The 25,027-nt window shown below is 61.3% G+C and carries 22 protein-coding genes; 9 read left to right on the forward strand and 13 right to left on the reverse strand.

Annotated elements, in window-relative coordinates; all coding sequences use genetic code 11:
• Positions 1–103 precede the first annotated feature (103 nt).
• Entirely contained in the window at positions 104–1,660 is a 1,557-nt protein-coding gene (locus ACP7BX_RS27540) for a TerC family protein (RefSeq protein WP_426132091.1), read from the forward strand.
• On the opposite strand, the gene ACP7BX_RS27545 is transcribed toward ACP7BX_RS27540, so the two are convergent.
• The 3 genes from ACP7BX_RS27545 to ACP7BX_RS27555 form a co-directional block, all read right to left on the reverse strand.
• Positions 1,641–2,720, reverse strand: coding sequence for a diguanylate cyclase domain-containing protein (locus ACP7BX_RS27545; RefSeq protein WP_426132090.1), 1,080 nt, complete (start codon positions 2,718–2,720; stop codon positions 1,641–1,643). The genes ACP7BX_RS27540 and ACP7BX_RS27545 overlap by 20 nt on opposite strands.
• 71 nt (positions 2,721–2,791) lie before the next feature.
• Complete coding sequence (locus ACP7BX_RS27550; protein ID WP_426132089.1) at positions 2,792–3,106, reverse strand: thioredoxin domain-containing protein; 315 nt, start codon at positions 3,104–3,106, stop codon at positions 2,792–2,794.
• Between the two features lie 67 nt (positions 3,107–3,173).
• On the reverse strand, positions 3,174–3,422 hold the full coding sequence (locus ACP7BX_RS27555) for a hypothetical protein (RefSeq protein ID WP_426132088.1): 249 nt from the start codon (positions 3,420–3,422) through the stop codon (positions 3,174–3,176).
• Positions 3,423–3,755: 333 nt separating this feature from the next.
• Here ACP7BX_RS27555 and ACP7BX_RS27560 point away from each other — a divergent pair, with 333 nt between their 5' ends.
• The 8 genes from ACP7BX_RS27560 (at position 3,756) to ACP7BX_RS27595 (ending at position 10,347) form a co-directional block, all read left to right on the forward strand.
• On the forward strand, positions 3,756–4,604 hold the full coding sequence (locus ACP7BX_RS27560; RefSeq protein ID WP_033902337.1) for a transporter substrate-binding domain-containing protein: 849 nt from the start codon (positions 3,756–3,758) through the stop codon (positions 4,602–4,604).
• Between the two features lie 51 nt (positions 4,605–4,655).
• Positions 4,656–5,318 (forward strand): amino acid ABC transporter permease, encoded by a 663-nt coding sequence (locus ACP7BX_RS27565; RefSeq protein ID WP_010210962.1) that lies wholly within the window; start codon positions 4,656–4,658, stop codon positions 5,316–5,318.
• An 11-nt stretch (positions 5,319–5,329) separates the two neighbouring features.
• Complete coding sequence (locus tag ACP7BX_RS27570; RefSeq protein WP_095016607.1) at positions 5,330–5,992, forward strand: amino acid ABC transporter permease; 663 nt, start codon at positions 5,330–5,332, stop codon at positions 5,990–5,992.
• A complete protein-coding gene (locus ACP7BX_RS27575) occupies positions 5,989–6,771 on the forward strand; it encodes an amino acid ABC transporter ATP-binding protein (protein WP_065907741.1) in 783 nt (260 codons plus the stop codon). Before ACP7BX_RS27570 ends, ACP7BX_RS27575 begins: the two co-directional genes overlap by 4 nt.
• Before the next feature lie 15 nt (positions 6,772–6,786).
• Complete coding sequence (locus tag ACP7BX_RS27580) at positions 6,787–7,176, forward strand: RidA family protein (protein WP_010210958.1); 390 nt, start codon at positions 6,787–6,789, stop codon at positions 7,174–7,176.
• A 168-nt stretch (positions 7,177–7,344) separates the two neighbouring features.
• The gene (locus ACP7BX_RS27585) at positions 7,345–8,109 is read left to right on the forward strand and encodes an IclR family transcriptional regulator (protein ID WP_426132087.1); all 765 of its coding nucleotides are present in this window, start codon (positions 7,345–7,347) and stop codon (positions 8,107–8,109) included.
• 9 nt (positions 8,110–8,118) lie between these two features.
• Positions 8,119–9,327 carry an amino acid deaminase gene (locus tag ACP7BX_RS27590; RefSeq protein WP_426132086.1) on the forward strand — a complete coding sequence of 403 codons (1,209 nt, stop codon included), beginning with the start codon at positions 8,119–8,121 and terminating at the stop codon, positions 9,325–9,327.
• A gap of 111 nt (positions 9,328–9,438) precedes the next feature.
• Positions 9,439–10,347, forward strand: a complete 909-nt coding sequence (locus ACP7BX_RS27595) for a sugar kinase (RefSeq protein ID WP_426132085.1) — start codon at positions 9,439–9,441, stop codon at positions 10,345–10,347.
• Between the two features lie 146 nt (positions 10,348–10,493).
• On the opposite strand, the gene ACP7BX_RS27600 is transcribed toward ACP7BX_RS27595, so the two are convergent.
• The 10 genes from ACP7BX_RS27600 to ACP7BX_RS27645 all read right to left on the reverse strand — a co-directional run bounded on the left by ACP7BX_RS27600 (position 10,494) and on the right by ACP7BX_RS27645 (position 24,940).
• Entirely contained in the window at positions 10,494–10,769 is a 276-nt protein-coding gene (locus ACP7BX_RS27600; RefSeq protein ID WP_003174397.1) for a peptidylprolyl isomerase, read from the reverse strand.
• 43 nt (positions 10,770–10,812) lie between these two features.
• Complete coding sequence (locus tag ACP7BX_RS27605; RefSeq protein ID WP_426131959.1) at positions 10,813–13,308, reverse strand: PAS domain-containing protein; 2,496 nt, start codon at positions 13,306–13,308, stop codon at positions 10,813–10,815.
• 138 nt (positions 13,309–13,446) lie between these two features.
• A complete protein-coding gene (locus ACP7BX_RS27610; protein WP_426131961.1) occupies positions 13,447–15,405 on the reverse strand; it encodes an acetoacetate--CoA ligase in 1,959 nt (652 codons plus the stop codon).
• A gap of 148 nt (positions 15,406–15,553) precedes the next feature.
• Positions 15,554–16,327 (reverse strand): 3-hydroxybutyrate dehydrogenase, encoded by a 774-nt coding sequence (locus ACP7BX_RS27615; protein ID WP_033902345.1) that lies wholly within the window; start codon positions 16,325–16,327, stop codon positions 15,554–15,556.
• A 7-nt stretch (positions 16,328–16,334) separates the two neighbouring features.
• Positions 16,335–17,726 carry a GntP family permease gene (locus ACP7BX_RS27620; RefSeq protein ID WP_033902346.1) on the reverse strand — a complete coding sequence of 464 codons (1,392 nt, stop codon included), beginning with the start codon at positions 17,724–17,726 and terminating at the stop codon, positions 16,335–16,337.
• A 286-nt stretch (positions 17,727–18,012) separates the two neighbouring features.
• A complete protein-coding gene (locus ACP7BX_RS27625; protein WP_016976576.1) occupies positions 18,013–19,416 on the reverse strand; it encodes a sigma-54 interaction domain-containing protein in 1,404 nt (467 codons plus the stop codon).
• Entirely contained in the window at positions 19,413–20,987 is a 1,575-nt protein-coding gene (locus ACP7BX_RS27630) for an ABC transporter ATP-binding protein (protein ID WP_426131964.1), read from the reverse strand. Before ACP7BX_RS27630 ends, ACP7BX_RS27625 begins: the two co-directional genes overlap by 4 nt.
• Before the next feature lie 10 nt (positions 20,988–20,997).
• A complete protein-coding gene (locus ACP7BX_RS27635) occupies positions 20,998–22,020 on the reverse strand; it encodes an ABC transporter permease (protein WP_028616409.1) in 1,023 nt (340 codons plus the stop codon).
• Positions 22,020–23,081, reverse strand: coding sequence for a microcin C ABC transporter permease YejB (locus ACP7BX_RS27640; protein ID WP_178951644.1), 1,062 nt, complete (start codon positions 23,079–23,081; stop codon positions 22,020–22,022). Before ACP7BX_RS27640 ends, ACP7BX_RS27635 begins: the two co-directional genes overlap by 1 nt.
• Positions 23,081–24,940 carry an extracellular solute-binding protein gene (locus tag ACP7BX_RS27645; RefSeq protein WP_177112375.1) on the reverse strand — a complete coding sequence of 620 codons (1,860 nt, stop codon included), beginning with the start codon at positions 24,938–24,940 and terminating at the stop codon, positions 23,081–23,083. Before ACP7BX_RS27645 ends, ACP7BX_RS27640 begins: the two co-directional genes overlap by 1 nt.
• Positions 24,941–25,027 lie beyond the last annotated feature (87 nt).

Genomic DNA, 25,027 nt, shown 5'->3' on the forward strand with positions numbered 1-25,027 from the left:
TCTGAAGCACCCCGTATTCCGACTGCTAACCTTGTACCGGTCCACTGACCGCGCCTTGCCGTGTCCGGCATTCTGAAAATCGATGACTGAAGAGACTTAATAAATGGAATGGTTAGCGGATCCAACGGCCTGGCTCGGCCTGTTGACCTTGATTGTGCTGGAACTGGTGCTGGGCATCGACAACCTGGTGTTTATCGCAATCCTGGCGGACAAGCTGCCGCCGGAGCAGCGTGACCGTGCGCGGTTGATTGGCCTGTCCCTGGCATTGCTGATGCGCCTGGGCTTGTTGGCGAGTATTTCCTGGCTGGTAACCCTGACCCAGCCGCTGTTCGAGGTGTTCGACAAGAGCTTCTCGGGCCGTGACCTGATCATGCTGTTCGGTGGTGTGTTCCTGTTGTTCAAGGCCACCATGGAATTGCACGAACGGCTAGAAGGCCACGTGGCCCAGCGCACAGGCAATGCCGCCTACGCGATGTTCTGGCCGATCGTGGCGCAGATCGTGGTGCTCGATGCGGTGTTCTCCCTTGACGCGGTGATTACCGCCGTGGGCATGGTGGACGAACTGGCGGTGATGATGATCGCGGTGATCGTGTCCATCGGCGTGATGATCGTGGCGAGCAAGCCATTGACCCGCTTCGTCAATGCGCACCCGACGGTGATCATGTTGTGCCTGGGCTTCTTGATGATGATCGGCTTCGCCCTGACCGCCGAAGGCCTGGGCTTCCATATTCCGAAAGGCTACCTGTACGCGGCGATCGGTTTTTCGATCCTCATCGAGTTGTTCAACCAGATCGCACGAGCCCGCCGCAAGAAGTCGGCGCAAGGTGTGTTGCCGGTGCGTGAGCGCACGGCTCATGCGGTGATGCGCTTGCTGGGTGGTCGGAGTCTGGCGGTGGAAGAGGTGAGCGAAGAGGTTGCCGACCTGTTGGGCGAGCCGGATGCGGCGCAAGGCCCGCTGTTTGATCGACGTGAGCGCGTGATGATCAGTGGCGTGCTGCAACTGGCCGAACGGCCGATTCGCACACTGATGACACCACGGGCCAAGGTCGACTGCATCGACCTGGCGGACGATCCCGAGAGTATTCGCCTGAAACTGATGCATTCGTCCTACTCGCGCCTGCCGTTGATCCGCAACGGCGCCGTGGATGAGCCGCTGGGCTTCGTGCACAAGAAAGAGCTGCTCAAGGAATACCTGGCCGGTCATGAGCCGAACCTGGAGTACTTGGCACGCCGGGCGATCAACCTGCTGGACAGCTTTTCGGTGCTCAACGCCCTGGAGCAGATGCGTCAGGAATCTACCCACATTGCGTTCGTGATCAACGAATTCGGTGACTTCATGGGCGTGTTGAGCATGACCGACATTCTCGAGTCCATCGCCGGTGAGTTGCCGGACGCCAGCGAGATCGAGGGGCCGGATATCGTCGAAGAGGGCGCAGGTTTTCGCGCCAATGGTGCGCTGAACCTCAATCAGGTGCGTCAGCGCACGGGCTTCAACGCGGTCGCGACCGACGATTACCAGACCTTGGCCGGCCTGGTGATGAGCCTGCTGGACCGCCTGCCCGTGGTGGGCGACAGCCTGGTGCATGAAGGCTGGCGCCTGAGTGTGGCGGCCGTCGAGGAGCGGCGCGTGACCCAGGTGTCTATGGTGCGTGAAACGTAAAGCGGTCCTTTCCGGCGTGCTTTGACACATACAGCGCCTGGTCCGCCTTGATCAGTGCCTGGTTCAGGGTTTCGCCGTCCTCCACCCGGGCCAGGCCGATGCTGATAGTCACCGGGTGCTGGGTCGCTTCCTCACGCACTCGGGCACAGAGCAGGTTCGCCAAGTGCGCCGCATCCTCGCGGCGCACGCCCGCCAAGTAGATCCCGAATTCTTCGCCGCCCAGCCGGGCGTAATCGAAGTCGACCATGACCGTCTTGATGTCCTGAGCCACACGCTTGAGGACTTCATCGCCAATATCGTGGCCATACACGTCATTCACTTTCTTGAAGTTGTCGATGTCGATCATCGCCAGGTAGTGATCGTGCGCCTTGGGCTGTTGGCTGAGCTTTTTTCCGGCGCTGGTCATGAAGGAGCGGCGGTTGGGGATTTCGGTGAGGGTGTCGAGGTACGCCTGATCCAGCAGCAGTCGGGACATGATGAAGTTATGCAGCTTGGCCTGGCGCAGTTTCAGAAAGCTGTAGAGCGTCAGGAAGGTCAGAAAAACCGAATAGAAAGTCACCAGGGCGCCACGCACTTCCAGCAATGAGAGTTGGGCCAGGTGAAACGGGTTGAGCAATGCCCAGGTGATCAGCATTGTCGCGATGAACGACCAATGCTTGAGTGGTAGCACCGATGCGCTGTAGAGAATGCTCGACGCCGCCAGGATCAACCAACTGGGGTGCAGATCCATTGGCAAGCCTTCGATCAGCAAGCGGGTGCCGAGGGCGATGACCGCGACGAATATCAGGTTGATCCACTGGAAGTGCTGGGCGTTACGGGTGAAACCCAGGGCAATGGTATTGATGGTCAACAGCGCGAGAAAGAGCATCGAAAGCCCGGTAAAACCCTGGCCGCCCGGAAAGCTGACAATCAGGTCGAACACCAGCCAGATGCAGATGCTCGCGATGTAGATCAGCAGGCAGAAGGGCTTGAGTCGCTCGAAATCATGCTGGGCGAACTCACGTTGCAGGGCGGGTGAGGGCTGTTTCTTGAGGACTTCGGCTTCAATGGTCTTGAACATTGCTGACCCTGGATCGGCTGAGACGGCATTGAGCAGAGTAGACGCTGGTCGGTGCCTCGCCAGTGCGGGGTTCAGGCGTATTTGTTCAATATATCCAGAGTGGCGCGCTCGCCGAGGCCGGGGAGCGTTTCCAATAAGGTGCTGTTCTGGTAGACCAGCAGCATCGGAACTCGGGTGACGGCCGGATGTCGGGGGGTGTTTGTGCAGTCGAGAATCAGCACCTTGATCTGTGCCCGGTAGGGTTCGATCAAACGCACAAAGCGTGGCAGCGCGTCCTCGCAAGCGGTACAGCCGGGTGACACAAACACCACAAACACGGCAAGAGGTGTGTCCAGCGCCCGCTCAAAGGCTGCCTTGTCCTCGATGACGGCATTGACGTAGTCCATTGGCGCTCATCCGTAAGTCGTTTGGCTCACACTAAATCGGCAAACGCCTTGCGTCTACTGTCAACTTTCACAGGTCCGTATCGCGCTCCAAGCGCTCTCGCGCCTTGCGCGCCTGGCTTGCGCACTTCTTGTATTCAAGGTTATCCCTTGAGGCCTTCGCCTGGCGGTAACCATGGTGATTCTGGCTGGTGTAGTTGGTGCTCAGGGCTGCGTTGAGCTTGCGCAGTTCTTCCTTGCACGCGCGGCGGTCGTTACTGGCCGAGGCACTGCCGGCCACCAGAAAGGACAGCAAAACCAGGGTGAGGCGCAACTTCATCAGGGCGGAGTCCTTGTCGGAATGAATGTGCCAAGGCTAGCCCAGCATGGGGATTTTTCCACGTGCAAGACGCACTGCAACGGTGCGCGGTAACGACTTTGTGGCGCACGCAAGTGGGGCCTGTCACCGCTGTGTGGGGCCTTGGGTAGCAAAGTGATTTCAGGTGCTGGCTTAACGCCTTACTCCACATCATCTTTTATCTAATTGATTTAGAACAGATTTACCCATGTCGTTTTTTTCTGTTACCGCGTGTGGCACACTTTCTGCTGTCTATTCCGTTGTTACATACTAAGTTCCGGTATAGCGGAATACACAACTCCTGGAGTGCTTGTCATGCATCACCGACCTTCCGTGTTTAAAGCGTGTGTTTTTCTCTTCGCCGCATCGGCTTCCCTCGCCAGCATCGTGCAGGCGGCGGACAGCAAGCTCGATGATGTGCTCAAGCGTGGGCACCTGATCGTGGGTACAGGCAGTACCAATGCGCCGTGGCACTTCCAGGGAGCGGATGGCAAGTTGCAGGGGTTTGATATTGATATCGGCCGCATCGTGGCCAAGGGCTTGTTCAACGACCCGAGCAAAGTCGAGTTCGTGGTGCAGTCGTCGGACGCGCGGATTCCCAACCTGCTGACCAACAAGGTCGACATGAGTTGCCAGTTCATCACCGTCACCGCCAGCCGCGCCCAGCAGGTGGCTTTCACCCTGCCGTACTACCGCGAAGGCGTGGGCTTGCTGCTGCCGAACAACAGCAAGTACAAAGAGATTGAAGACCTGCAAGCCGCCGGCGACAGCGTTACCGTGGCCGTGCTGCAAAACGTGTACGCCGAAGAGCTGGTGCACCAGGCGCTGCCCAAGGCCAAGGTCGACCAGTACGACAGCGTCGACCTGATGTACCAGGCCGTGAACTCCGGTCGCGCCGATGCCGCCGCCACCGACCAGTCCTCGGTCAAATACCTGATGGTGCAGAACCCAGGCCGCTACCGCAGCCCGACGTACGCCTGGAGCCCGCAGACCTACGCGTGCGCCGTCAAGCGTGGCGACCAGGACTGGCTGAACTTCGTCAACACCGCGCTGCATGAAGCCATGACCGGTGTCGAGTTCCCGACCTACAAGGCCTCGTTCAAGCAATGGTTCGGTGTGGACCTACCGGAACCTGCGATCGGCTTCCCGGTTGAGTTCAAGTAAATCGAAAACCTGGGGCGTCGCTGACGGCGCCCCAATCAGGTACTGCTGACCATGAACTATCAGTTGAACTTTGCCGCCGTGTGGCGCGACTTCCCCAGCTTGCTGGCGGGGCTCGGCCTGGGCCTTGAACTGGCGCTGCTGTCGATCGCCATCGGCTGCGTGATCGGCCTGATGATGGCCTTTGCCATGCTCTCCAAGCACCGTGCGTTGCGGGTCTTCGCCTCGGTGTACGTGACGGTGGTGCGCAATACGCCGATCCTCGTGTTGATCCTGTTGATCTACTTTGCATTGCCCAGCCTGGGGATCCGTCTGGACAAGATCCCGTCGTTTATCATCACCTTGTCGCTGTACGCCGGTGCCTACTTGACCGAAGTGTTCCGCGCCGGGCTGTTGAATATTCCCAAGGGCTTGCGCGAAGCCGGGCTGGCCATCGGCCTGGGCGAGTGGCGTATCCGCGCCTACATCACCGTACCGGTGATGCTGCGCAACGTGCTGCCCGCGCTGTCGAACAACTTCATTTCGCTGTTCAAGGACACCTCCCTCGCTGCCGCCATCGCGGTGCCGGAGCTGACCTATTACGCCCGCAAGATCAATGTCGAAAGCTACCGGGTGATTGAAACCTGGCTGGTCACGACGGCGCTCTACGTGGCTGCCTGTTACCTCATTGCCATGCTGCTCCGTTACCTGGAACAGCGTCTGGCGATCCGTCGTTAAGGAGGGCTTTCATGTACGAGTCCCCAAGCTGGCTGCATGAGTTGTGGATCGCCCGGGATACCTTGTGGGCGGGCTTTCAGGCCAGTGTTTATGTTTCGGCGCTGGCGATTATCTTCGGCACCCTGATCGGAATTTTCGCCGGGTTGATCCTGACCTACGGCAAGTTCTGGATGCGTGCGCCGTTTCGTCTGTATGTCGACCTGATCCGTGGCACGCCGGTGTTTGTGCTGGTGCTGGCGTGTTTCTACATGCTGCCGGCGCTCGGTTGGCAGATCACCGCGTTCCAGGCCGGTGCGGTCGGGTTGACGCTGTTCTGTGGCTCCCACGTCTCCGAGATCGTGCGCGGCGCGCTGCAAGCCATTCCCCGTGGGCAACTGGAAGCGGGCAAGGCGATCGGCCTGACGTTCTACCAGTCCCTGGGCTACGTGCTGCTGCCCCAGGCGCTGCGTCAGATTTTGCCGACCTGGGTCAACTCCTCCACGGAGATCGTCAAGGCCTCGACGCTGCTGTCGGTGATCGGTGTGGCCGAGTTGCTGCTCAGTACCCAGCAAGTGATCGCACGCACCTTCATGACCCTGGAGTTCTACCTGTTCGCAGGCTTTATGTTCTTTGTCATCAACTACGCCATCGAGTTATTCGGGCGCTACATTGAAAAGCGGGTGGCCTTGCCATGAACCAACCTCAAACCAACCAACCGCTGCTGAACATCCGTGGCCTGCGTAAGCAATACGGCCAAGTGGAAGTGCTCAAGGGCGTCGACCTGTCCATGCAGCGTGGCAACGTGGTGACCTTGATCGGCTCCAGTGGCTCGGGCAAGACCACGCTGTTGCGTTGCGTCAACCTGCTGGAAGAGTTCCAGGGCGGCCAGATCACCCTGGATGGCGAGTCCATCGGCTACAGCGAAATCGCCGGCAAACGCGTGCGCCACCCCGAGCGGGTGATTGCCCAGCACCGTGCGATGACCGGCATGGCGTTCCAGCAATTCAACCTGTTTCCACACCTGACGGCCTTGCAGAACGTCACCCTCGGCCTGCTCAAGGTCAAGAAGATGGGCAAGGACGAAGCCGTCGCACTCGCAGAAAAATGGCTGGACCGCGTCGGCCTTCTGGAGCGTCGCAATCACTTCCCCGGCCAACTGTCCGGCGGCCAGCAACAGCGTGTGGCCATTGCCCGCGCCATTGCCATGAACCCCAGCCTGATGCTGTTCGACGAAGTCACCTCGGCCCTCGACCCGGAGTTGGTGGGCGAAGTGCTCAGCGTGATCAAAGGCCTGGCGGAAGAGGGCATGACTATGTTGCTGGTCACCCACGAAATGCGCTTTGCCTACGAAGTCTCGGACAAGATCGTTTTCATGAACCAGGGCCGCATTGAAGAGCAGGGCACCTCGAAGGACATCTTCGAGCGCCCGCAATCGCCGCGCCTGGCGGAATTTCTCAAGAACATTCGTTTTTAATCAGGAGCCTTTTTTATGAGCATTACTCGTTACGGTGCCGGTAGCACAGCCGGCGGTGGCCAACCCCGTCCTTTCGCCCGTGCGGTGGAAGCCGATGGTTGGTTGTACGTCTCAGGCCAAGTGCCTGCGGTGGACGGCGAAATCATCACCGGCGGCATCATCGAACAGACCCGCCAGACCATGCGCAACGTGGTGGCGATCCTCGAAGAAGCCGGTTACGAATTGAAGGATGTCGTGCGCGTCGGCGTGTGGCTGGAAGACCCGCGGGACTTCTGGAGTTTCAACAAGGTGTTCGGCGAATACTTCACCCCGGAGCACGCCCCGGCGCGGGCCTGCGTGCAGGCCAACATGATGGTCGATTGCAAGGTGGAGATCGATTGCGTGGCGTACAAGAAAAAAGGCTAAATTGCCCTCAATCTTGAGACCATTGAAGATCAACTGTGGGAGCTGGCTTGCCTGCGATGACCGAGTGTCAGGCAACCTATGTGTTACTGAACCACCGCTATCGCGGGCAAGCCCGCTCCCACAGGGGGCTCTGCGCAGCATTACCACTATGACCGGACACACACTGCCATGACCGAAGACACCATCAAACGCCGCGCCAAAGGCCTGGACCGTGCATTCGATATCCTCGATTTTCTCAAGGAAATCGGCCAGCCCCTGCGCCCGAATGATATTGCCAGCGGCATCGGCAGCCCCAAGTCCACCGTCTATGAACTGGTGGCGTCGCTGCTTGAGCGGCGCATCCTGGAAACGGTAGGCAAGGACGGTCACGTCTACCTCGGCCGCCAGCTGTACTTCCTGGGCCAGGCGCACCTGCGCCATTTCGACCTGACCCGCGAGGCCGATCACGCGCTGCAGGAGATCGTCAGCCAGACCCACGAAACCGCGCAGATGTGCCTGCTCAACGGGCGTAAATACACGGTGGCGCTGATGCGTGAGGGCGAGCGGCATTTCCGTATTTCTTCGGACATCGGCGAAAACGCTCCCATCCCGTGGACCGCTTCCGGCCGTCTGTTGCTGGGGCACTTGAGCGATCAACAGATCATCGACCTGATCGACTGCGACGACTTCATCCTGCCGGACGGTCAGCGCCTGCCGCTGGAGACCTTCCTGGCGCAAATCCGTCAGGCCACCCTCGATGGCTTCTTTTCCTTCGACAGCGTGGCCGACACCTTTACCCATTGCTTTGCCGCCCCGGTGCGGGACGCGCAAGGTATCAGCATCGCGACGCTGTGCATCGTCGCCCCACGCGCCGATGCCACAAAAAACTACAACGACTATCGCCGGGTGTTGATCGACAGCGCCAACAACCTGGCCCGGCGTATCAACGAATAGGAGTTTTCCATGTCTGCCATCAATGCCGTTGAAAAAGGCGCCGCCGCCGTCGGGGCCCACCTGGTCCGTGACGTCAGCCTGCCTGCCCTGGTGCTGCACCGTGACGCCCTGGCACACAACATCCGCTGGATGCAGGACTTCGTCAGCAAGAGCGGCGCGGAGCTGGCGCCCCATGGCAAGACCAGCATGATGCCGGCACTGTTTCAGCGCCAGATCGAAGCGGGCGCCTGGGGCATCACCCTGGCCAATGCCGTGCAGACCCGTGCCGCCTATGCCGGTGGCGTGCGTCGCGTGCTGATGGCCAACCAACTGGTAGGCGCGCCGAATATGGCGTTGATTGCTGACCTGTTGGCCGACAAGGACTTCGACTTCCACTGCATGGTCGATCACCCGGACAACGTCGCCGACCTGGGCCTGTTCTTCGCCGCCCGTGGACTGCGCCTGAACGTGATGATCGAATACGGCGTGGTCGGCGGTCGTTGCGGCTGCCGCAGCGAGCAGGAAGTGCGCGACCTGGCCAAGGCGATCAAGGCCCAACCGGCCCTGGCCCTCACCGGGATCGAAGGCTACGAAGGCGTGATTCATGGCGAACACGCGATCAGCGGCATTCGCGATTTCGCCGCCAGCCTGGTGCGCCTGGCGGTAGACCTGCAGAACAATGGTTCTTTCGACCTGCCCAAGCCCATCGTCACGGCGTCGGGTTCGGCCTGGTACGACCTGATTGCCGAGTCGTTTGAAGAACAGAACGCTGCTGGCCGCTTCCTCAGCGTATTGCGCCCTGGCAGCTACGTAGCTCATGACCACGGCATCTACAAAGAGGCGCAATGCTGCGTGCTCGACCGTCGCAGCGACCTCAGCGAAGGCCTGCGCCCAGCGCTGGAAGTCTGGGCTCATGTGCAATCGTTGCCCGAACCGGGCTTTGCGGTGATCGCCCTGGGCAAACGTGACGTGGCCTACGACGCCGGTTTGCCGGTGCCGCTCAAACGCTACAAGGCCGGTATTTTGCCGGCAGAAGGTGATGATGTGGGCACGTGCAAGGTCACCGCGGTGATGGACCAGCATGCGTTCATGACCGTGGCGCCGGGGGTTGAGTTGCGTATTGGCGACATCATTTCGTTTGGTACTTCCCATCCTTGCCTGACGTTCGACAAGTGGCAGGTCGGCTGCCTGGTGGATGAGCAGTTGCAGGTGATCGAGAGCCTGCAGACCTGCTTCTAGACCGCGTCGCTCCCTTCGCGAGCAAGCCCGCTCCCACACTTGAAATGCATTCCAAATGTGGGAGCGGGCTTGCTCGCGAAGGGGCCATCAGCCCCAACCGAGACAATCGCCATGCCCACCCAACCCCGCATCGCCCTGATCGGCGAATGCATGATCGAACTGCAACACCGCGCCGACGGCAGCCTGCACCAGAGCTTCGGCGGCGACACTTTAAATGCGGCGGTGTACCTGCGCCGCGAGCTGGGCGAAACGGGCAACGTTGATTACGTCACCGCCCTGGGCGATGACAGCTTCAGCGATGCCATGTGCCAGCAATGGGCGCAGGAAGGCCTGGGCCTGGCCATGGTCCAGCGCCTGCCCGGACGCCTCCCGGGTTTGTACTGCATCCAGACCGACGCCAATGGCGAACGCAAATTCCTCTACTGGCGCAACGAAGCCGCCGTGCGTGACTGTTTCACCACGCCCGCCGCCGAGCCGATCCTGGCCGCGTTGCCGGACTACGACGTGGTGTATTTCAGCGGCATCACCCTGGCGGTGTTGGGTGATATCGGCCGTGAGCGTTTGCTGAAAACCTTGGTCGAGACCCGTCGGCGAGGGGGCAAGGTGGTGTTCGACAACAACTATCGGCCGCGTCTGTGGGCCAGTGTGGACGCGGCGCGCGCGGCGTATCACCGTGTGTTGGCCGAGGTGGATATCGCCTTGCTGACCGAGGACGACGAGCGTGCGTTGTTTGGTTATGCCGACAGCGAGCAGGTGTTCGCGGCGTATCCGGGGATTGAAGAAGTGGTGCTCAAGCGTGGGGCGGAGGACTGTCTGATCCGTTGCAAGGGCGAGCGTTTTGGTGTGCCGGCGCTGAAGGTGGAAAAGGTGGTGGACACGACAGCGGCGGGGGATTCGTTCAGTGCGGCGTATTTGGCCAGTCGGCTTAAAGGTTGTTCGCCTGAGCAAGCCGCGTTAGCGGGACATCGGTTGGCAAGCCGGGTCATCCAAGTGCCTGGCGCACTCATCCCCAAAGGTTAAGCGGATCTGTTGTGGCGAGCGGGCTTGCCCCGCGTTGGGCTGCGCAGCGGCCCCCAAAAAAAGCGGGAGCGCTGCGCACTCCAACGCGGGGCAAGCCCGCTCGCCACAGGAAGCCCGCTCTCCACAATGGGCCGGCTACATGCCTGTCAGTCGCGGTAAAACACCTGCACCAAGTGATACCCGAACTTGCTCTTGATCGGCCCGTGAACCACCTTCACCGGCTTCTTGAAGATCACCGCATCAATCGCCCCCACCATCTGCCCTGGCCGCACTTCACCCAAATCGCCGCCACGCTTGCCGGACGGGCAGGTGGAGTACTTCTTGGCCAACACATCAAAGGCTTCGCCCTTGGCAATGCGCTGCTTGAGTTGTTCGGCTTCTTCGCTGGTTTTCACCAGGATATGACGGGCTTGGGCTTTCATTGATCTCTACCAGGTGTGCGACGGCGCGCGATTATGCCTGAACTCATGCGTCGACGCTGATCATGCTACGGATTTTGGTGGCCAGCAGGTCGATGGAGAACGGCTTGGCGACCATGTCCATGCCGTCCTCCAGGAATCCCTGGCGTTCGGCGGCTTTTTCGGCATAACCGGTCATGAACAAGACGCGCAAGCCAGGTCGGTGTTGACGGGCAATCTCCGCCAATTGCCGGCCATTCATGCCCGGCAGGCCAACATCGGTGACCAACAAGTCGACGCGCAGGTCAGACTCCAGCAGCGGCAGTGCCGCCCGCGCATCCGCCGCCTGGTGCGCGGTGTAACCCAGTTCGTCGAGCACATTGACCACCAGCATGCGCACTGCCGGGTCGTCTTCGACCACCACCACGGCTTCGCCGGCCAGGGCCACCGGTGCTTCACCGAGGCTGGCAGGTAAACTGCTTTCCAGCGCCGTGCCATACAGGCGCGGCAGGTACAGACGCACGCAGGTGCCCTGGCCGGGTTCGCTGTGAATGGTCACATGACCACCGGACTGCTGGGCAAACCCGTAGATCATCGACAGACCCAGGCCAGTGCCCTGGCCGATGGGCTTGGTGGTGAAGAACGGGTCGAACGCCTTGGCCAGGATCTTCGGCGCCATGCCAGTGCCGTTGTCGCACACGCCGAGCATCACGTAGTCGCCGGCCTTGACCGGTTCAAGGGTGGTGATGTCGGTGCCGTCCAGGTAACTGTTGGCGGTTTCGATCAGCAGTTCGCCGCCATCGGGCATGGCGTCGCGCGCGTTGATCACCAGATTGAGCAGGGCGTTTTCCAGTTGGCTGGCGTCGGTGTTCACCGGCCAGATGTCGTGGCCCAGTTGCACCTTGAGCCCGATGTGCGCGCCTTTGGTGCGGCGGAACAAGTCTTCCAGGGAGGCGACCAATTGGTTGGGGTCCAACGGGCGCCGGTCCAGCGACTGACGGCGCGAGAACGCCAGCAAACGGTGGGTGAGGGCGGCCGCGCGATGGGCCGAGGACACGGCGGCATCGGTAAAACGGCCGATCTCGTCACTGCGCCCGGCGGCGATATAGCGCTGCATCAGGTCCAGGCTGCCGATGATACCGGTGAGCATATTATTGAAGTCGTGGGCAATGCCACCGGTGAGCTGGCCCACGGCTTCCATCTTTTGCGCATGGCGCAACGCGTCTTCGGCACGCTCACGCTCGTACATCTCGTTTTGCAGGCGCTGATTGGCTTCGGCCAGGGCCTGGGTGCGCTGGGCCACGCGTTCTTCAAGGTTTTCGTTGAGGTGGCGCAGGGCTTCTTCGGTGAGTTTGCGTTCGGTCTCGTCGATCACGAAGATGTAGAAACCATTGACTGAACCGTCATTGCTGAAACGCGGCAGGTACTTCATCAACGCATGGCGCGGACGGCCATCGTGGTGCGGAGTGATGGTCATGAAGCTGCAGGCCTTGCCCTTGAGCGCGGCGGCGATCTTGTCTTCACGCCCGGCGTACACCTCCTCGCCGAGCACTTCGCGGATGGTCTTGCCGTACAGCTCCTGGGGCGTCATGCCGTACCATTCCAGGTACGCGCTGTTGTTCAGGCGAAAGCGCTGTTCATGGTCGACATAACCGATCAACACCGGCATGGCGTTGATGATCAGTTGCAATTCGGTCTGGCTCTGACGCAAGGCCTGCTCGGTGTTCTTGCGCTCGGTGAGGTCCAGCGCGGCCCCGAGAAAACGTGCCGGGCGGCCTTGATGGTCCTTGTAGCAACGGCCACGGGCGAATACCCAGCGTACCTGGCCGTCGGCTTGCAGCAAGCGATACTCCTCGGCGTATTCGGTGCCAAAGGTGATGCAGTGCTTGATGCTGCGCGCCACCATGCCACGGTCTTCCGGGTGCACGCCGTGCAGGTAATCGCTGATCGGCAACGAACGCGCATCGCTGGGGTCGACGCCGTGCAAGTAGGCGAAGTGCGCGTCGGCGATAAAGCGGTCTTCGCCGATGTCCCAATCCCAGGTGCCTACCGCGTCGGTGGCGGCCAAGGCCAACTGCAAGCGTTGTTCGGTGTTGTGTTGGGCCTTGCGGCGTTCGTTGGTTTCGATGGCCGTGACCAGAATCCCGGCCACACGGGCGCTTTCATCGCGGATCGGGCTGTAGGTCAGGTCCAGCCAGATTTCCGTGTCGCGATTGTTGCGTTGCAGCACGAACCGCTGCTCGCTGAAGGTGCGCACCTGGCCGCTGAGCACGGCGTCGTAGATCGGCGCGGTAAAGCCTTCCAGCTCCGGCCAGGTCTGATGCGCCGGCTGGCCCATCGCTTCAGGGTGTTTGTTGCCGGCGAGTTGGGCGAAGCCGTCGTTGTAAAGCTGCGTGAGCTGGCTGCCCCACAGCAGCAGCATCGGCATCGGCGAGTGGACAACGATATCCACGGCGGTGCGCAGGCTTTGCGGCCAATCACTGGCCTCACCGAGCGGGCTTTGCGCCCAGTCCAGCCGCGCAATCAACGCAGCGGCTTCGCTACCGGTGGATGTTCCAATCATGAAAAAGCCCTGAGCGTAACGCTTTGAAAAAAGATGACAACACCCATTATCCCGTGACTTGGGAATGGGTGACTACCCTCGAAAAATAGCATGCATTCGGGGTTTGTCTTCAAATGAGTACGTCAGCGCTGAAACCTTTCATCCGTTCGCCAGTTCAGGCCGGTCGCGAAACTGCTCCAGCGCCTGCGGGTTGGCCAGGGCGTCAGTGTTCTTCACTGGCTCGCCGTGCACCACATTGCGCACCGCCAATTCGACGATCTTGCCGCTGATGGTGCGGGGGATATCGGTGACAGCGAGGATCTTCGCCGGCACATGGCGCGGTGTGGTGTTGGCGCGGATAACCTGGCGGATCTGCTGCTCCAGCGCGTCGTCCAGCTCGACACCCTCGTTGAGGCGCACGAACAGCACCACGCGCACGTCGTCCTGCCAGCGTTGGCCGATGGCCAGGCTTTCCTGGACCTGTGGGACTTTTTCCACCTGGCGGTAAATCTCGGCCGTGCCGATCCGCACGCCACCGGGGTTGAGTACGGCATCGGAGCGCCCGTGAATCAACAGGCTGCCATTGGGGCGCTGTTCGGCGTAGTCCCCCTGAGCCCAGACACCGGGAAATTGGCTGAAATACGAAGCGCGCAGTTTCTTGCGCTCTGGATCGTTCCATAGCCCGATGGGCATGGCCGGGAAATGCCGGGTGCACACCAGCTCGCCTTTTTCGCCGACCAACGGCCGGCCCTGGTCGTCCCACACCTCAATGGCCATCGCCAGGCTCTTGCACTGCATTTCACCGCGACGCACCGGCAGCACCGGGTTGCCGATCACAAAGCAGGAGACGATATCGGTGCCGCCAGACATGGAGGAAAGGCACAGCTCGCCCTTGATCTCGCGGTACACGTAGTCGTAGCTCTGCGGCGACAGGGGCGAACCGGTCGAAATCAAGCCTTTGAGACTGCTCAGGTCGTGGCTCAGGCGCGGTTGCAAGCCGGCTTTTTCCAGCGTGGCGAGAAACTTGGGGCTGGTGCCGAACACGCTGATCTTCTCGGCATCGATCAGGTCGATCAAACGCTCGGGCCCCGGATGAAACGGCGAACCGTCATACAGCACCGCCGTGGCGCCGATGGCCAGTACCGACACCAGCCAGTTCCACATCATCCAGCCGCAGGTGGTGTAGTAGAACAGGCAGTCCTCGCGGGACAGGTCGGCATGCAGGCCGTGTTCCTTGAGGTGGGTGAGCAGCACGCCGCCGGTGCCGTGGATGATGCACTTGGGCACGCCGGTGGTGCCGCTGGAATAGAGGATGTACAGCGGATGGTCGAACGGCACCGCGACGAATTCAGGCGCGCCGCCGGGCTGGTAGAAGTCCTGCCACAGCGCGACGCGGGCGTGGGTTTGATAGTCCTCGATCCTTGCCTGGGGACGCGCGTACGGCACGACGATCAACTGCTCCAGGGACGGCAGGCGTTCGAGGATTTCATTGAGCTTGGCGGTCTGGTCGATGGTTTTGCCAGCATAACGATAACCGGCGCAGGTGATCAGCACTTTGGGTTCGATCTGGCCGAACCGGTCGATCACGCCCTGGGTGCCGAAATCCGGCGACGAACATGACCAGATCGCGCCCAGGCTGGTGGTGGCAAGCATGCCCACCAGGGTTTGCCAGGTGTTGGGCATGCAGGCCGCGACGCGGTCACCCTGCACGACACCGGCCGCCCGCAGGCTGTTTTGCAGGCCGGCGACATGGGCCGCCAGTTCGGCGTAGGTCAATTGCTCGCGCTGGCCGTCTTCGCTGAGGGCGACCACGGCGGGGTGATCGTCGCGACGGCGCAACAGGTGCTCGGCGAAGTTCAGGGTCGCGCCGGGAAACCATTGGGCGCTGGGCATCTCGGCGTCTTCGATCAGCACCGCCGTGGGCGGATTGCGAAATTGCACGTCGAAGTATTCCACGATCGCCCGCCAGAAATCCGCGCGCTGGTCGATGCTCCACTGATGAAGCGCCGGGTAGTCGCGCAGCTGCACGCTGTAGCGCTGGTTGATGTAGCGCCGGAACTGGTCCATCCGCGTGTGGGCGATGCGTTCCGGGGAGGGTTGCCAGAGGATGTCGGACATAGAGCTGCCTCTTATTCTTGAACCAACGCAGATCTAAACTGTGGGAGCTGGCTTGCCTGCGATAGCGGTGTGTCAGTCTGCGATGGGTTAACTGACCCACCGCTATCGCAGGCAAGCCAGCTCCCACATTGGATTATCGGTGCTTGATCTACTGGGCCAGCCAGCCGCCGTCGATATTCCACGCGGCGCCGCGCACCTGGCTGCCGGCTTCGCTGCACAAGAACAGCACCAGCTCGCCCAGTTGCGGCGGCGTGACAAACTCCAGCGACGGCTGCTTCTCCGCCAACAGATCATGCTGCGCCTGCTGCGGGTCAACGCCGGCGGCGGCACGGTCATCAATCTGCTTCTGCACCAGCGGCGTCAGCACCCAGCCGGGGCAGATGGCGTTGCAGGTCACGTTGCTGGTGGCGGTTTCCAGGCCGACGACCTTGGTCAAGCCAATCACGCCGTGTTTGGCTGCCACATACGCCGCCTTGCCCACCGAACCGACCTGGCCATGCACCGAGGCGATATTGACAATACGTCCCCAGCCCTTGGCCTTCATGCCCGGCAAGCTCAAGCGTGTGCTGTGGAACACCGACGACAGGTTGATCGCAATGATCGAGTCCCAGCGCTCCGCCGGGAAGTCTTCCACCGCCGCCACATGTTGAATGCCGGCATTGTTCACCAGGATATCCACGCCGCCGAATTCACGCTCGGCGTAGGCGATCATGTCGGCGATTTGCGCCGGGTCGCTGACGTCCGCCGGGTGATGGCCGACCTTGCCGCCGAACGCCTGTACCTGGGCGATCACCGCGCTGGCGTCGCCGAAGCCGTTGAGGATCAGGTTGGCGCCGGCCTTGGCCAGGCTCAAGGCAATGCCTAAGCCGATGCCGCTGGTGGAGCCGGTGACCAGGGCGGTCTTGCCGTTCAATGTCGTCATGAAAACCTCACACAATGCCGGTGGCGTAGAAAGTACCGATCACCACGAACACCGCGAGGGTCTTGATGATCGTGATGCCGAAAATGTCCTTGTAGGCTTCGCGGTGCGTCAGGCCGGTGACCGCCAGCAGCGTGATCACCGCGCCGTTGTGGGGCAGGGTGTCCATGCCGCCGCTGGCCATGGCCGCGACGCGGTGCAGCACTTCAAGGGGGATATTGGCCGCATGGGCTGCCGAAATAAAGCTCTCGGACATGGCTGCCAGGGCGATGCTCATGCCACCCGACGCGGAACCGGTGATACCGGCCAACAGGGTCACGGTAATCGCTTCGTTGACCAGTGGGTTAGGGATGCCCTTGAGCCAGTCCGCCAACACCAGAAAGCCTGGCAGCGAGGCGATCACGGCACCAAAGCCGTATTCGGACGCGGTGTTCATCGCCGCCAGCAACGCACCGCTGACCGCGCTTTTGCTGCCTTCGGCGAGTTTGCTCTTGATCGCCGACCAGCCAAACACCAACACCATGACGATGCCCACCAGCAACGCCGCTTGCACCGCCCAGATCGCGGTGAGCTTGGCGATTTCGGTGGTCACCGGCGTGGTCATGCCTGGCAGTGCGAGGCTGTGGGTCTTGCCGTACCACTGCGGGATCCAGTGGGTGAACAGCAGGTTCATCACGCCCACCAGAATCAGCGGCGAAAGCGCGATCCAGGGGTTGGGCAGCGCCAGGTTGTCGGCCGTTTCCGGCTCGTTGCGCAGTTCGGTGCCGTAGCCTTCACCGGCCCGTTGCGCCTTGTTGCGCTGGCGTGCCAGGTACAGCATGCCGGCGCAGAACACGAAGATCGTACCGATCAGGCCCAGCCATGGCGCGGCCCAGGCCGTGGTGTTGAAGAAAGTACTGGGGATGATGTTCTGGATCTGCGGCGTGCCGGGCAGGGCGTCCATGGTGAACGAGAACGCGCCAAGGGCGATGGTCGCCGGGATCAGGCGTTTCGGGATATTGCTCTGGCGGAACATTTCCGCCGCGAACGGGTACACCGCAAACACCACCACAAACAGCGACACGCCACCGTAGGTGAGCAGGGCGCAGACCAGCACGATAACCAGCATCGCCTGGCGCGTGCCGAGCAGACGGATTGCTGCGGCCACGATGGAGCGCGAAAAGCCCGACAGCTCGATCAGCTTGCCGAACACCGCGCCGAGCAGGAACACCGGGAAATACAGTTTGATAAAGCCGACCATCTTCTCCATGAACACCCCGGTAAAGGCAGGCGCGACGGCGGACGGATCGGTAAGCAGGACAGCGCCGAGGGCGGCGATGGGGGCAAACAGGATAACGCTATAGCCACGGTAGGCAGCCAGCATCAGCAACGCGAGCGCTGCCAGGGCAATGATCACACTCATGGTGTGTCTCCATCGGATTGTTATTTTTGTGGGGTGTTGCTGTAGGGAGGGGCTATAGCGAGATGTGTGCCAAAACCATAACTTGTTGATATTTATGCAATTTATTAAATTTTGTGGCGACTTTCTTGAATGTAGTCTCTCTTTTGAGACGGGCAGAGATCAAATGTGGGAGCTGGCTTGCCTGCGATAGCGGTGTGTCAGCTACAAACTGACCAGCTGAACCACCGCTATCGCAGGCAAGCCAGCTCCCACAATAGTTCATCTATATATTGAGATTTAAGTCTCTTTATTGAGACTGCTCTATACCCAACGCTACCATCTTCTTGTACAACGTCGACCGCCCAAGCCCCAGCTGCTTGGCTGCCTCCACCACATTGCCCTCACATGCCCTCAACGCTGCCGTGATGATCTGCCGATCAAACCGTTCCCGCGCTGCGTTGAAACTTTCCCCCTCAACCGTCGCGACGGCGCTGCTACGCGCCACCGGCGTAAAGGTGCCAATGGCCGCCCGTATTTCCCTGGCATTCAGTACCAGGTCATCACTCAGCAGCGCCGCGCGCTCCAACACATTGCGCAGCTCACGGATATTCCCCGGCCACGCATGCTGTGCCAGCAGGGCCAGTGCCTCACGGTCCAGTTCATGCTGGCTACGCAACTCCTCAAGAATCGCCTCGCTCAACGCTGGAATATCCTCCAGCCGCTCACGCAACGGCGGCACCTGGATCGGCAGCACATTCAGCCGGTAATACAAGTCGGCGCGGAATTCACCGCGTTTGATCGCCGCTTCAAGATCCATGGAGGTCGCCGCGATCACCCGCACATCGCTGTGCAGCATCTCGTTGGAGCCCACCGGCTCGAACTCCTTCTCCTGCAATACCCGCAGCAATTTGCTTTGCAGCGGCAGCGGCATGTCACCGATCTCATCGAGGAACAGCGTGCCGCCCTGGGCAATCTGGAATTTGCCCGCACGACCCTTGCGGTCGGCGCCGGTAAACGCGCCCGGTGCGGTGCCGAAGAACTCGGCCTCCAGCAGGTCAGCGGGAATCGCTGCGCTGTTGATGCTGACAAAGGCCTTGTGCGCACGGCTTGAAGCGCCGTGAATCGCCTGGGCCAGCAATTCCTTGCCGGTACCGGTCTCGCCCAGCAACAACACCGGCGACTCGGCGCTGGCACTGCGCCGCGCCCGGCGCTTGACTTCGAGGCTGGCGGCGCTGGTGCCGATAAAGTGCGCGAAGTTGTATTTGCTCTGGCGCGAGCGCAGCAACGAGCGTGTCGAGGCCAACTCCTGCTGCATGCTCAGGTAGCGCTCGATCAGCGGTGACAGGTTGCGCAGTTCATCGAACAACGCAAAGCCAATCGCGCCGATCACCGCGCCGGCATCGTTGTGGATCGGCAAACGCATCACCACCAGCGGGCCTTTGGGCGTGTCCTGGATGTCCAGCAGGATCGGCTGATCATTGCGCACCACCTGGCGCAACAGGCTGTTGGAAATCACCTGCTCGCAGGGCTGGCCGATGGCTTCGTCGGCGCTTTTCAGGCCAAAGCGCTTGGCGTAGCGCTCGTTCATCCACACGATGTTCGCGTCGCGGTCGACAATCACCGTGCCTTCGCTGGACTGCTCGATGATCTCGAACAGCGACTGAATGGCCAGGCCGCGAACCTGTTGGTAATCCGTGAGGCTGGTACTCATGAGGATAATCCGCAGGCGGCCGCCAGCAATTCCTGGGTGTAGGGATGCTGCGGCGCGTCAAACACCCGATGGCTCGCGCCAGCCTCAACGACCTTGCCGTCCTTGATCACGATCATGTCGTGGGCCATCGCGCGCACCACCGCCAGGTCATGGCTGATGAACAGGTAAGTCAGGCCGTATTTCTCCTGCAGTTCACGCAGCAGCCCCACCACTTGTTTCTGCACGGTGCGGTCAAGGGCCGAGGTGGGTTCGTCGAGCAGCATCAGCGCCGGCTTGAGCACCAAGGCGCGGGCGATGGCAATGCGTTGGCGCTGGCCGCCGGAAAACTCATGGGGGTAACGGTGGCGGCTGGCGGGGTCGAGGCCCACATCCTTGAGCACCTGCACCACTTGCGCATCGCGGTCGGCCAGGCTGCACGGCGCATGCACCTCCAGGCCTTCGCTGATGATCTGCTCCACGGTCATGCGCGGGCTGAGGCTGCCGTAAGGGTCCTGGAACACCACCTGCATCTGCTTGCGCCATGGGCGCATCTGCTGGTGGTTCAGCGGGTCGAGGGCTTCACCCTGGAAGCGGATGCTGCCCGTGGAGTCCAGCAGCCGCAGGATCGCCTGGCCCAGGGTGGATTTGCCCGAGCCGGACTCGCCGACAATCCCCAGGGTCTTGCCGCGTTGCACGCTGAGGCTGATGCCGTCCACTGCACGCAGGTAGATCTTGCGCCGGAACAAGCCGCCGCCGAGGGGGAATTGCACGCTCAGGTCGTCTACCTGCAACACGGTTTCGCGTTCGTCACTGCACAGCGCATCACCGTCCGGCTCGGCATCCAGCAGCAAACGGCTGTAAGGATGTTGCGGCGCATTGAACAGGCTCTGGCAGTCGGCCTGCTCGACAATCTCGCCCGCGCGCATCACGCACACGCGCTGGGCAATGCTGCGCACCAGGTTGAGGTCGTGGCTGATCAGCAGCAGCGACATGCCCAGGCGTTGTTGCAGGGACTTGAGCAGCAGCAGGATCTTGCGCTGCACAGTCACGTCCAACGCGGTGGTGGGTTCGTCGGCGATCAGCAGTTCCGGCTCGCAGGCCAGGGCCATGGCGATCATCACCCGCTGGCGTTGCCCGCCGGATAGTTGATGGGGATAGGCCTTGAGCCGTTCCTGGGGTTTCTGGATGCCCACCAGGTCGAGCAATTCCAGAATGCGCGCCTGGGCTGCCTTGCCACCCAGGCCTTTGTGCAGCAGCAGGGTTTCACCGATCTGCTTTTCGATGCTGTGCAATGGGTTCAGGGAGGTCATCGGCTCCTGGAAGATCATCGCAATGCGGTTGCCGCGCAGCTTCTGCAGGGTCGCCGCCGTTGCGCCAATCAGCTCCTGGCCGCGGTAGCGGATAGAGCCGGTGGTTTCGGTGCCGGCTTCGGGCAGCAATTGCAGGATCGAGTGGGCGGTCACCGACTTGCCCGAGCCCGACTCGCCCACCAGCGCCAGGCACTCGCCGGGGCGTACGTCCAGGCTCAGGTTGCGCACCACGGTCTGGCCGCTGAAGGCGACGCTGAGGTCGCGGATTTCGATCAGGTTCATAGGCGGTCACTCATGAGCGTGGGTCGAAGGCATCACGCAATGCCTCGCCGATAAACACCAGCAGCGACAGGATCAGCGCCAGTGTGAAGAACGCCGTCAGGCCCAGCCAGGGCGCTTGCAGGTTCTGCTTGCCCTGGGCAATCAGCTCGCCCAGGGAGGCGCTGCCTGCCGGCATGCCGAAACCGAGGAAATCCAAGGCGCTCAGGGTAGAAATCGCGCCGGTCAGGATGAACGGCAGGTAGCTCAAGGTCGCGGTCATGGCATTGGGCAGGATATGCCGGCGAATGATTTTGCCATCACCCAAACCCAAGGCCCGTGCAGCCTTGACGTATTCCAGGTTGCGCCCGCGCAGGAACTCGGCGCGCACCACGTCCACCAGGGCCAGCCAGGAAAACAGCGCCATGATCCCCAGCAGCCACCAGAAATTGGGCTCGACAAAACCGGACAGGATGATCAGCAGGTACAGCACCGGCAGCCCGGACCACACCTCCAGCACGCGCTGGCCAATCAAATCCACCCAGCCGCCGTAATAACCCTGCAACGCACCGGCTGCAATACCGATGGCGGCGCTGATCGCGGTGAGCGCCAAGGCAAACAGGATCGACACCCGCGCGCCAAAGATCACCCGCGCCAACACATCCCGTGACTGATCATCGGTGCCCAGCCAGTTCACCGCCGAGGGCGGGCTGGGGGCAGGGCGGGTCAGTTCGTAGTTGGGCGTGTCGTCGCTGAACGGGATTGGTGGGAACAACATCCAGCCGCCGTCCTGCTCGATCAGCTTTTTCACGTAGTCACTGCGGTAGTCAGCCTGGAAGGGCAACTGGCCGCCGAACTGTTGCTCGGTGTAACGCTTGAACACCGGGAAATACAGTTCGTTCTTGAAACTCAACACCAGGGGTTTGTCGTTGGCGATCAGCTCACCGCCGAGGGTCAGGATAAACAGACCGATAAACAGCCACAGCGACCACCAGCCACGGCGGTTTTTCTTGAAACGCTCGAAACGGCGGCGCGCCACCGGAGACAGGTTAAGCATCAGGCGTTCCTCGCGGCGAAGTCGATACGCGGGTCCACCAGGGTGTAGCAGAGGTCACCGATGAGTTTTATCAAGAGGCCGAACAAGGTGAAGATAAACAACGAACCGAAGACCACCGGATAATCGCGGGAGACGGCGGCTTCGTAGCTCATGCGGCCCAGGCCATCGAGGGAGAAGATCACCTCGATCAGCAGGGAACCGGCGAAAAACACCGCGATAAACGCCTGGGGAATCCCCGAGATCACCAGCAACATCGCGTTACGGAACACATGGCCGTACAACACGCGCCGTTCGCTCAGGCCCTTGGCACGGGCGGTCACCACATACTGGCGCGTGATTTCATTCAAGAACGAGTTCTTGGTGAGGATGGTCAGCGTGGCAAACCCACCGATGACCAGCGAGGTGACCGGCAATACGAGGTGCCAGAAATAGTCGGCAATCTTGCCCACGGTGCTGAGGTCTTCGAAGTTCTCCGACACCAGCCCGCGCACCGGGAACCAGTTCAGTGACGTACCGCCGGCAAACACCACGATCAGGAACATCGCAAACAGGAACGCCGGCATCGCATAGCCGATGACAATCGCGGTGCTGCTCCACACATCGAAGCTGCTGCCATGGCGCACCGCCTTGCGAATCCCCAAGGGGATCGACACCAGGTAGGTGATCAGCGTGGCCCACAGGCCGAGGGAGATGGTCACCGGCATCTTTTCCAGGATCAGGTCGATCACCGTCTTGCCGCGAAAGAAGCTGTTACCAAAGTCCAGTTGCGCGTAGCTCTTGAGCATCAGCCACAGGCGTTCAGGTGCCGGCTTGTCGAAGCCGTATTGTTTTTCGATGTCCGCGATCAACTTCGGGTCCAGGCCACGGCTGGCACGGGAGCCGCCGCTGATGCCTTCGCCGGAGGAACCACCAACGCCACCGCCGCCAATGCCTTGCAAATGGGCAATGGCTTGCTCCACAGGGCCGCCGGGCGCGGCTTGTACGATCACGAAATTCACCAGCAGGATGATCACCAGCGTCGGGATGATCAGCAGCAGGCGCCGCACGATATAGGCAAACATCAGCGCGCACCTCCGCGTTTTTTCAACTCAGCGTTCATTTGTTCGTTGGTCAGGGGCGTGGGGCTGATTTCCCACCAGGTTTCCAGGGCTTCGTCGTTTTTCGCCTCGATGGCCGGGCGGCCGAAGCGGTTCCACCATGCGGCGGACGTGCCGGGCGGGTAGTAGTTGGGGATCCACAGGTAATTCCATTGCAGCACCCGGTCCAGCGCGTGGGCGTAGGTGAGCATTTGCGCCTGGGTGTCGGCCTTGACCAAGCCCTTGATCAGGCTGTCGACGGCCGGGTCCTTGAGCACCATATAGTTGTTGGCGCCGGGATCGAACGCGGCGGCCGAGCCGAAGTAGTTGTACAGCTCCATGCCGGGCGAGGTGGTGACCGGGAAACCGGTGACGATCATGTCGTAGTCCCGTGCCATCACGCGGTTCACATACTGAGAGGAGTCGATACGACGGATATTCAGGGTGATACCGATCTGCGCCAGGTTGCGCTTGTACGGCAGCAACAGGCGTTCCATGCCGCTTTGGGCATTAAGGAAAGTGAATTCCAGCGGTTCGCCCTCGGCATTCACCAGTTTGTCGCCGTCCGGTTTCCAGCCAGCAGCTTCCAACAAGGCCAGGGCTTGCAGTTGTTTGTCGCGGATCATGCCGCTGCCGTCGGTGACAGGCGCCTTGAACACCTGGGTGAACACTTCGTCCGGCACCTGGCCGCGCAAGGGTTCAAGAATCGCCAGTTCTTCCGGGGTCGGCGGCTGGCTGGCCGCCAGCGGGCTGTTGGAGAAGAAGCTCTGCTGGCGGATGTACATATTGCGCATCATCTGCCGGTTGGCCCATTCGAAGTCCCACAGCATCGCCAGGGCCTGGCGCACGCGGCGGTCCTTGAACATTGGCTTTTGCACATTGAACACATAACCCTGGGCTGGTTGCGGCATTTCCTTGGCCAGGTGCGCGCGTTGTAGTCGACCGTCATCCAGGGCCGGGCCGTTGTAGCCGATGGAGTAACCGGTGGCGGAAAACTCGCGGTTGAAATCGTAGGCACCGCCGCGCAATACCTGGCGGGCCACTTCGGTGTCGCCGAAGTACTCCAGGCTCAGGTGATCGAAGTTATACAGGCCACGGCTGACGGGCAGGTCCTTGCCCCACCAGTTCGGATCGCGGGTAAAGGTGATGGTGCTGCCGGAGTCGATCTTGCTGACTTTATAGGGGCCGCTGCCCAGAGGCGCTTCATAGCCGCCGCCATTGGCGAAGTCGCGGGTCTTCCACCAGTGTTCCGGGAAGACCGGCAGGGTGGCGATGTCCAGGGGCAGGGTGCGGTTTTCATTGCTGGAGAAATCGAAACGCACTTGGCGTTCGCCCTCGACTTCGACGTGTTTGACGTCGGCAAACAGGGTGCGAAAGCGCAGGCTGCCTTGGGTCATCAGCAGGTCGAAGCTGTAGCGCACATCTTCGGCGGTGATGGCTTTGCCGTCGGCAAAGCGGGCCTTGGGGTTGAGGAAAAAACGCAGCGACAGGCCGTCGTCGGCGCGCTCCATCTTTTCGGCCACCAGGCCGTAAACGGTATAGGGCTCGTCCAGCGAACGCTGGGCCAGGGGCGCATACAACCAGCCGTCGACCTGAGAAACGCCGATGCCTTTGTCGATATAGGGCAACACGTGGTCAAAGCGCCCGATCTCAATGGCCGAGCGGCGCAGGCTGCCGCCCTTGGGGGCGTTCGGGTTGGCATAGTCAAAATGGGTAAAGCCGGCGGGGTACTTGGCCGGTTCGCCGTACACGGTCAGATACGGTTGCGGTGCCGCGATCACGGCGGTGCTGGCCAGCAGCAGGGCCAGGGTCGAACTCAAAATGTAGGAAAAAGCCAATCGCATTGTCAGCCTTGAACGCCGTGTGAAGTAGAAAAGGGATTTGTACGCTAACGGCATCAGCGTCGCCAGTCATCACATGCACAACGGCCC

Origin of the sequence: Pseudomonas sp. DWP3-1-3b3, assembly GCF_049896305.1 — a bacterium.
GTDB classification, from domain to species: Bacteria; Pseudomonadota; Gammaproteobacteria; order Pseudomonadales; family Pseudomonadaceae; genus Aquipseudomonas; species Aquipseudomonas azotoformans_A.